This window comes from Pseudoduganella buxea (genome assembly GCF_009720835.1).
GTDB classification, from domain to species: domain Bacteria; phylum Pseudomonadota; class Gammaproteobacteria; order Burkholderiales; family Burkholderiaceae_D; genus Rugamonas; species Rugamonas buxea.
Window position 1 is genome coordinate 82,639 of sequence record NZ_WNKZ01000011.1, and the last position, 7,244, is coordinate 89,882.

Consider the following 7,244-nt stretch of genomic DNA (forward strand, 5'->3'; position numbering starts at 1 on the left):
TTCCGCAGCACGCCGGCGCGACCGCAATCTTGCCAGTTGCGGTATGCTGGCTTGTTTCAACAACACCCACAGGAGCTGACGATGCAACGAACCACCCGCCTTGCCCTCGCGCTGGCCGCACTGGGCTTTTCCGCCATGGCGCATGCCCAGATCACCGTACCGATCCATTCCGTGGCCAGCAGCGACGGCAACCGCTCGCTCGGCAGCGTGACGATCACGGAAACCCCGGGCGGCCTGCAATTCACGCCGGCCCTGCAAGGCCTGCCGCCGGGCCAGCGCGGCTTCCACGTGCACATGAATGCCAGCTGCGGCGAAGGTCCCGTCAACGGCAAGCCGGCCCCGGCCGGCGCGGCCGGCGGCCACCTCGACCCGCACGGCACCAATGCCCACAAGGGCCCGAACCAGGGCGGCCACATGGGCGACCTGCCGGCGCTGGAAGTGGACAGCAGCGGCGCCGCGCTGAAGCCGGTCGTCGCGCCGCAACTGAAGAAGCTGGCAGACGTCAAGGGCCGCTCGCTGATGATCCACGCCGGCGGCGACAACTACGCCGACGCACCGGCTCCGCTGGGCGGTGGCGGCGCGCGCATTGCCTGCGGCGTTATCGGCGAGCCTGCCGCGAAGTAAGGCTTCGCGTTACGGTTAAGTTCGTGTCCACCGTGGGGGCGTAGCTGGGGTTTCGATGAGCGCTGCTTATCGCCAGCGCAGCGGGCAATGGCCTGCAAGCCATTGCCCTGCTCAGGCCCCGACATGGACACAGGCTGAGCCTTTGCTTCGGCTATGGCGATACCGCCCAGATCGTTTCTACATCGGAGAGTAATTGGGGCTTCGATAAGCGCTGCTCATCGCTGCACGGGGCAATGACTTGCAAGTCCTTGCTCTGACCAGGCCGAGCCCTGCACACCGACTCAGCCGACGATACTGCTCAGGCCGTGTCTTTGTCGGGGTCTGACCCCAGGGTGGACACGGGCTCAGCGTTACAGGCTGGCGGCTTAGCCGGGATACCGCACCCGCAGCGCGCGGGCGGTGTCGATGATGTGGCCCACTTGCTGGGCGATGGGGTCGGGCACTGGGGTGGTGCCGTCGAGGACGGACCTGATCCACGCTGCCGTGGCGGCCGCGCTCTTGTCTTCCGGTAGCACCGGCACCTGCTCGGCCAGCATCTGGCGCTCCACCAGTACCGTGCGTTCGCCCCGGTGGAACCAGTCGATCTTCTGTGCCTTGGTGGCGTTGGCCACCGTCTCCCCTTCCGTGCCGCGCATCAGGAAGGCGTCGCCTCGTTCGTGCGGCGCTGCCGTCGTGAAGTATTCGCCCAGGGTTTCCAGGTATTCCGGATGGGTGTAGGACACCAGCCGCAGGGCCGGGCCGGCGAAGGGCTGCATGATCTTGACCAGGGTATGGGTGGAATTGCGCACGCCCAGCACGCGGCGCAGCGACAGCATGTAGGCCAGCTTCGGCGCCAGCGTGTCGATGGTGATGAAGCTGACGTGGCCATCCGCCAGCGCCGCTTCGGCCGCCGCAGCCGAGGCGGCCGCGTGGATGCCCAGTTCGGCGAACACTTCCGCCGTGGCCACGCGGCCGAGATCGGTCGGCACGCCGTGCACGAGGACGGGCACGCCGGCGCGCGCCAGCAACAGTGCCAGCAGCGCCGTCAGGTTTGCCATCTTGCGGGCGCCGTTGTAGCTGGGGATCAGCACGGGCGCGAACTCGCCGTCGGGCGCGCGCAACGGCGTGAACGACGCCTCGGCTGCCTGCAGGAAGCCGGCCAGCTCGTCCACGGATTCGCCCTTGATGCGCATGGCCAGCAGGATGCCGCCCAGCTCCAGGTCGGACACGCGGCCGTCCAGCATGGCCTGGTACAGGTCGTGGGCATCGGCGCGGCTCATGCCGCGCGCGCCCTTCTGGCCGCGCCCGATCTCCTTGATGAACGGGGCCGCCACAAAGCGGTTTTCGATGGTTTCAGTGCTCATGGCAAACAGCTTACATTATTTCGGCTACACTATTCGATCCCCGAAAGAAAACCTCGCTAGAAGCAGACCCAACCATGATTGCACCAGACCTCGAAAATATTAACGTCACCTCCTTCGCTGCCATGCCGACCCCGGCCGACCTGCACGCGAAGCTGCCGCTGACGGACGCCGCCTCGGCCACGGTCACCAAGGGCCGCGAAGACCTGCGCAACATCCTGGACCGCAAGGACCAGCGCCTGTTCGTCGTCGTCGGCCCCTGCTCGATCCATGATCCTGTCGCCGGCCTGGACTATGCCCGCCGCCTGAAGGCCCTGCAGGAAGAAGTCAAGGACACGATGCTGCTGGTGATGCGCGTGTATTTCGAGAAGCCCCGCACCACGACGGGCTGGAAGGGGTATATCAATGACCCGTTCATGGACGATTCGTTCCGCGTCGACGTCGGCATGGAAAAGGCGCGCCAGTTCCTGCTGGACGTGTGCGAGCTGGGCCTGCCCACCGCCACCGAGGCGCTCGATCCCATCTCGCCCCAGTACCTGGGCGACCTGATCGCCTGGACCGCCATCGGCGCGCGCACGACGGAGTCGCAAACACACCGTGAGATGTCATCTGGCCTGTCGACACCGGTCGGCTTCAAGAACGGCACGGACGGTGACATCAGCATCGCCATCAACGCCATCCTGTCCGCCGCCAACCCGCACGCCTTCCTCGGCATCAACGGCCAAGGCAATGTGTCGGTAGTGCGCACGCGCGGCAACGCCTACGGCCACGTCGTGCTGCGCGGCGGCGACGGGCGGCCGAACTACGATTCGGTCTCCGTCACCATCGCCGAGCAGTCGCTGGCCAAGGCCAGGCTGCCGGCCAACATCGTCGTCGACTGCTCGCATGCGAACAGCTACAAGAAGCCGGAACTGCAGCCGCTGGTGATGACGGACGTGATCAACCAGATCGTGCACGGCAACAAGTCGCTCGTGGGCGTGATGGTGGAATCGAATATCGAAGCGGGCAACCAGAAGATCCCGGCCGACCTGTCCGAGCTGAAATACGGCTGCTCCGTGACGGACGCCTGCATCGACTGGGACACCACCGTCACGATGCTGCGCGCCGCCGACGCCGAACTGCGCCGCCGTCCGTAAGAAAAATCCGGGACAGTCCCGGATTTCTGGAGGTGGTTGGTCTAGCTTAGGGTAACTCAGGGGTGCAGCGCGGCGAGCGGGGCGACGCCGTAGGTGCCTGCGAGGGCGGCTTCGGCGCGGCTGGCGGGGGCGTTCAGTTCCAGCAGGTCCAGGTAGACCTTGCCCTCTTCCACCTTGACGGCGTAGCGCCGCGTGCAGCCCTGCTCGGGGGCGACGGCGCAGCCGGTTTCCAGTGAGATATTCCACGCATGGCGCGGGCACTGCACGTGCTCGGCCAGCACCGTACCCTGCGACAGGGGACTGCCCTTGTGCGGACAGCTGTCGAGCAGCGCGAAGATGCGCTCGTCGGCCGTGCGGAACACGGCCACGCCCGGCAGCTCCTGCCATGCGAGGCCGCGTGGTACCAGGCAGGCGCCCCCGACAGGGATATCCTTGACCTTACACACCAGTTTCCATTGTTGCGGCATTGCTTCTCCTTCGGCGGCACGGCCGCCCACCGTCAGGAATTAGCAAGAGCGATGCCAAGGCACCATCGCCGCCCTTGGCGCGGCCGCCCTATCGGGGAGCAGCAAGCCCCGTGGACCGCACCGGGCCGGTGCGCCCTGCCCCGTGCCGGACCGGCACCGCCAGTGGCTTGCGGCGGAGAAGCCCGTCACTTTCCATTACAATGGCGGATTGCCCTCACCTGGTAAGCAGTTTCCATGATCGTTCTCGGCGTTGAATCTTCCTGTGATGAAACCGGCCTGGCCCTGTATGACACGGACCGGGGCCTGCTGTCGCACGCCCTGTATTCGCAGGTGGCGATGCACGAGGAATACGGCGGCGTCGTGCCGGAACTGGCGTCGCGCGACCACATCCGCCGCGCCATCCCGTTGCTGGAAGAGGCCCTGGCGGGCGCCGCCATCGCGCCCCAGGCCATCGATGCGATCGCCTACACGCAGGGACCCGGCCTGGCGGGTGCGCTGCTGGTCGGTTCGTCGATTGCATGCAGCCTGGGCCTGGCGCTGGACAAGCCGGTACTGGGCATCCACCACCTGGAGGGACACCTGCTGTCGCCCCTGCTGGCGTCGGACCCGCCCGAGTTTCCCTTTGTTGCCTTGCTGGTATCGGGCGGCCACACCCAGCTGATGCGGGTGGACGGCGTGGGCCAGTATGAAATGCTGGGCGAGACGGTGGACGACGCCGCCGGCGAAGCCTTCGACAAGTCGGCCAAGCTGCTGGGCCTGGGTTACCCGGGCGGCCCGGCCATTTCCCGCCTGGCCGAATTCGGCGACCCGCAGGCCTACAAGCTGCCCCGTCCGATGCTGCACTCGAAGGATTTGAACTTCAGCTTTTCCGGCCTGAAGACGGCCGTGCTGACCGTCGTCAAGAAGGCGGGAACGGCCAATGTGTGCGAGCAGGACAAGGCCAATATCGCGCGCGGCTTCGTCGACGCCATTGTCGACGTGCTGACGGCCAAGTGCCTGGCCGCGCTGAAGCAGACGGGCCTGAAGCGGCTCGTCATTGCCGGTGGCGTGGGCGCGAACAGCCAGCTGCGCGCCGCATTGAATGCGGCGGCAGCGAAAAAGCGTTTCCGCGTGTATTACCCTGAGCTGGAGTTCTGTACCGACAATGGCGCGATGATTGCGTTTGCCGGTGCCATGCGCCTGATGATCAATCCCCAGGCGGCACAACGGGACTATGGCTTCAATGTGCGGCCACGCTGGCCGCTGGACGAGCTGAAAGTCGTCTGACGACGCCGCACGGCGTCAGTTCCTGCAACGTTCCTTAACTACCCAGCAGAACGGCCGCCAGGCCGACCAGGGCCAGCAGGCCACCGGCGGCCACGGCCCCCGTGCGCACATGCTTTTTTTGCAAATCCACGCCGCGCGCGGCCATGCGCTCGCTGCGCAGCGGCTTGGCCGACTGCGTAACTTCCGGTTTGTGATTGGTGTGAACGGACTCGTTCATGGTGGTCTCCCCAATTGTCTATACAGACAATGTACCAGCAATTTACATGCCATTGCCACTCCGTTGGGAAATTTCGGTGCCGAAAAGCTACACGCCGAATGGACGGATTGTTCATGCCTATTGCAGCACGGGATTGCCGCGCAGCTGGGCTGCCAGCAGGTCGACAAAGGCCCGCACCCGGGCCGCGCCATGTCGCCCGGCATGCTGGACGATATGCACAGGCACGGGCGGCAGCTCGAATTCGGCCAGCACGGGCACCAGCTCGCCCGTACCCAGCAGCGGCGCGGCCTGGTAGGACAACAGCCGCGCCATGCCCAGCCCGTGGCGCACGGCCTCGATGGCACTGTCATTGCTGGTGACCGTCAGGCGCGGCTGCATGCGGTAGCCCCGTACGGCGCCCTCTTCCAGGAAGCGCCATTCCGGCTGCGTGCTGGCGCCCACGCTGGCAACGATGGTGTGTCCGGCCAGCTCGGCCGGATGCCGGGGCATGCCGTGCGCGGCCACATAGGCGGGCGCGGCGCAGATCATCCGGCGCACCTGCCCCACCCGCAGCGCGCGCAGGCCGGAATCGGGCAGCTCGCCGATGCGCACGGCCACGTCCAGCCCTTCCTCCAGCAGGTTCGTGATACGGTCGACGAACACGGCCGACACCTGCGTTTCCGGGTAGCGGCCCAGGTACTCGACGATGGCCGGCATCACGTACATGCGGCCGAACAGCACGGGCGCCGTCAGCGCCAGCTGGCCCCGGGGTGTCGCATTCAGGCCGGCCGCCGCGTCGTCCGCCTCGTCCAGCTCGGCCAGCAGGCGGCGGCAGTCGTCCAGGTAGCGCTGGCCCGCCTCCGTCACCCGTACATGACGGGTGCTGCGTTCCAGCAGGCGCACGCCGAGGCGTTCCTCCAGCGCGGCGACGGCGCGGGTGACGGCCGCCGGCGACAGCCCCAGCTTGCGCGCGCCGGCCGCGAAGCCCTGGCTGTCGGCGACGGCGACGAATACCGTCATCAGGTGCAGCCGGTCCATCAGGACTGCACGGGCGGCAGCGCCTTGCCGCACTGCTTGCAATAGCGCGCCGTTTCCTCATGGCCCTGCGTGAAGCAGCGCGCGCAGATGCGCCCGGCCATCAGGCGCGCGCCCCGCTGGTGGGCGATCTCGGAGCTGATGATGCCGGTGGGCACGGCCAGGATGCCCCAGCCCAGCAGCATCATGAACGAGGCGATGGTGCGGCCCACGTCCGTCTTCGGCACCAGGTCGCCGAAGCCCACCGTCGTCACCGTCGAGATGGCCCAGTAGACACCGGTCGGAATGCTGGTAAAGCCGTGCTTCGGCCCTTCCACCACATACATCACCGTGCCCAGCAGGAAGACGATGAGGAACACGACCGACAGGAAGACGAGGATCTTGCGCCGGCTGGCCACCAGGGCCGCGCCCAGCATGCTGTATTCCTGGATATACAAGGTCAGCTTCAGGATGCGGAAGATGCGCAGCAGGCGCAGGATGCGCACGTCCAGCAGCACGTGGGCGCCCGGCACGAACAGCGAAATCCAGCTGGGCAGGATGGACAGCAGGTCGATGATGCCGAAGAAGCTGCGGATATACAGGTGCGGGCGCCGCACGCAGACGATGCGCGCCGCGTATTCGACGGTAAACAGGATGGTGAAGAACCACTCGGCCGCGATCAGCCAGTCGTGGTGATCGCGCGCCACCTTCTCGATCGATGTCAGCACGGCGGCCAGCACGCTGAGCAGGATGGCGACGATCAGGGCCAGGTCGAAGGCGCGGCCGACCGGCGTGTGCGATTCGAAGATCACTTCATACACCTCGGCGCGCCAGCCCGCGTCGGGCTTGCCGAGGTGCTGTTGCGGGTCGGTAGACTGTTCGGGCGGCGCGGGCGCCTTGGGGGGACGGAGCTGGGCGGACATGGCGTTTATCTTAGCTGCTTTATCTTAGCGAAGGGTTCAGCAGATCGGCGCGCGGGTAGCCCCAGCGCGGCACGTCGCCGCACGCTTCACGGGCCGCGCCGGCGATGTCCAGCGCCGTGAAATTGCCGCGCGGCGTGGCAGCGTAGCGCAGGTCGCTCGCTGCGTCCGCCGTGACGGCCGGCATCCGCGCGAAGCGCAGCCACGCATTGACGTGGCAGTCGGTCCTGGCCAGCTGCCGCAACGTGGCCAGCTGGCCACGCCACGGCGGCGCCAGGGCC

General features: G+C 66.9%; 8 protein-coding genes and 1 pseudogene. 3 read left to right on the top strand and 6 right to left on the bottom strand.

Translation table 11 applies throughout. The features are described 5' to 3' along the window. The first annotated feature begins 81 nt into the window (after positions 1 to 81). Entirely contained in the window at positions 82 to 624 is a 543-nt protein-coding gene (gene sodC / locus GM672_RS06495) for a superoxide dismutase family protein (RefSeq protein ID WP_155469706.1), read from the top strand. A gap of 365 nt (positions 625 to 989) precedes the next feature. On the opposite strand, the gene ybiB is transcribed toward sodC, so the two are convergent. Further along, a complete protein-coding gene (ybiB, locus tag GM672_RS06500) occupies positions 990 to 1,967 on the bottom strand; it encodes a DNA-binding protein YbiB (RefSeq protein ID WP_155469707.1) in 978 nt (325 codons plus the stop codon). A 74-nt stretch (positions 1,968 to 2,041) separates the two neighbouring features. Between ybiB and GM672_RS06505 the strand changes: the two genes are divergently transcribed. Continuing rightward, positions 2,042 to 3,100, top strand: coding sequence for a 3-deoxy-7-phosphoheptulonate synthase (locus GM672_RS06505; protein ID WP_155469708.1), 1,059 nt, complete (start codon positions 2,042 to 2,044; stop codon positions 3,098 to 3,100). A 56-nt stretch (positions 3,101 to 3,156) separates the two neighbouring features. On the opposite strand, the gene GM672_RS06510 is transcribed toward GM672_RS06505, so the two are convergent. Continuing rightward, complete coding sequence (locus GM672_RS06510; RefSeq protein WP_155469709.1) at positions 3,157 to 3,567, bottom strand: nitrite reductase (NAD(P)H) small subunit; 411 nt, start codon at positions 3,565 to 3,567, stop codon at positions 3,157 to 3,159. A gap of 234 nt (positions 3,568 to 3,801) precedes the next feature. On the opposite strand from GM672_RS06510, the gene tsaD reads away from it, so the two are divergent. Further along, on the top strand, positions 3,802 to 4,833 hold the full coding sequence (gene tsaD, locus GM672_RS06515) for a tRNA (adenosine(37)-N6)-threonylcarbamoyltransferase complex transferase subunit TsaD (RefSeq protein WP_155469710.1): 1,032 nt from the start codon (positions 3,802 to 3,804) through the stop codon (positions 4,831 to 4,833). A gap of 34 nt (positions 4,834 to 4,867) precedes the next feature. On the opposite strand, the gene GM672_RS06520 is transcribed toward tsaD, so the two are convergent. From GM672_RS06520 to GM672_RS28250, 4 genes and pseudogenes are all read right to left on the bottom strand, one after another. Next, positions 4,868 to 5,050 carry a hypothetical protein gene (locus GM672_RS06520; protein ID WP_155469711.1) on the bottom strand — a complete coding sequence of 61 codons (183 nt, stop codon included), beginning with the start codon at positions 5,048 to 5,050 and terminating at the stop codon, positions 4,868 to 4,870. 117 nt (positions 5,051 to 5,167) lie between these two features. Then, entirely contained in the window at positions 5,168 to 6,067 is a 900-nt protein-coding gene (locus GM672_RS06525) for a LysR family transcriptional regulator (RefSeq protein ID WP_155469712.1), read from the bottom strand. Next, entirely contained in the window at positions 6,067 to 6,966 is a 900-nt protein-coding gene (locus GM672_RS06530; RefSeq protein WP_155469713.1) for an ion transporter, read from the bottom strand. The genes GM672_RS06525 and GM672_RS06530 overlap by 1 nt, the downstream gene beginning before the upstream one ends. Positions 6,967 to 6,985: 19 nt before the next feature. Beyond that, a pseudogene (locus tag GM672_RS28250) lies at positions 6,986 to 7,244 on the bottom strand (metal-dependent hydrolase); the annotation flags it as partial.

Excerpts from the sequence above, each read along its gene's own strand:
- sodC (WP_155469706.1), top strand. The coding sequence starts at position 82 with ATGCAACGAACCACCCGCCTTGCCCTCGCGCTGGCCGCACTGGGCTTT.
- ybiB (WP_155469707.1), bottom strand. The coding sequence starts at position 1,967 with ATGAGCACTGAAACCATCGAAAACCGCTTTGTGGCGGCCCCGTTCATC.
- GM672_RS06505 (WP_155469708.1), top strand. The coding sequence starts at position 2,042 with ATGATTGCACCAGACCTCGAAAATATTAACGTCACCTCCTTCGCTGCC.
- GM672_RS06510 (WP_155469709.1), bottom strand. The coding sequence starts at position 3,567 with ATGCCGCAACAATGGAAACTGGTGTGTAAGGTCAAGGATATCCCTGTC.
- tsaD (WP_155469710.1), top strand. The coding sequence starts at position 3,802 with ATGATCGTTCTCGGCGTTGAATCTTCCTGTGATGAAACCGGCCTGGCC.
- GM672_RS06520 (WP_155469711.1), bottom strand. The coding sequence starts at position 5,050 with ATGAACGAGTCCGTTCACACCAATCACAAACCGGAAGTTACGCAGTCG.
- GM672_RS06525 (WP_155469712.1), bottom strand. The coding sequence starts at position 6,067 with ATGGACCGGCTGCACCTGATGACGGTATTCGTCGCCGTCGCCGACAGC.
- GM672_RS06530 (WP_155469713.1), bottom strand. The coding sequence starts at position 6,966 with ATGTCCGCCCAGCTCCGTCCCCCCAAGGCGCCCGCGCCGCCCGAACAG.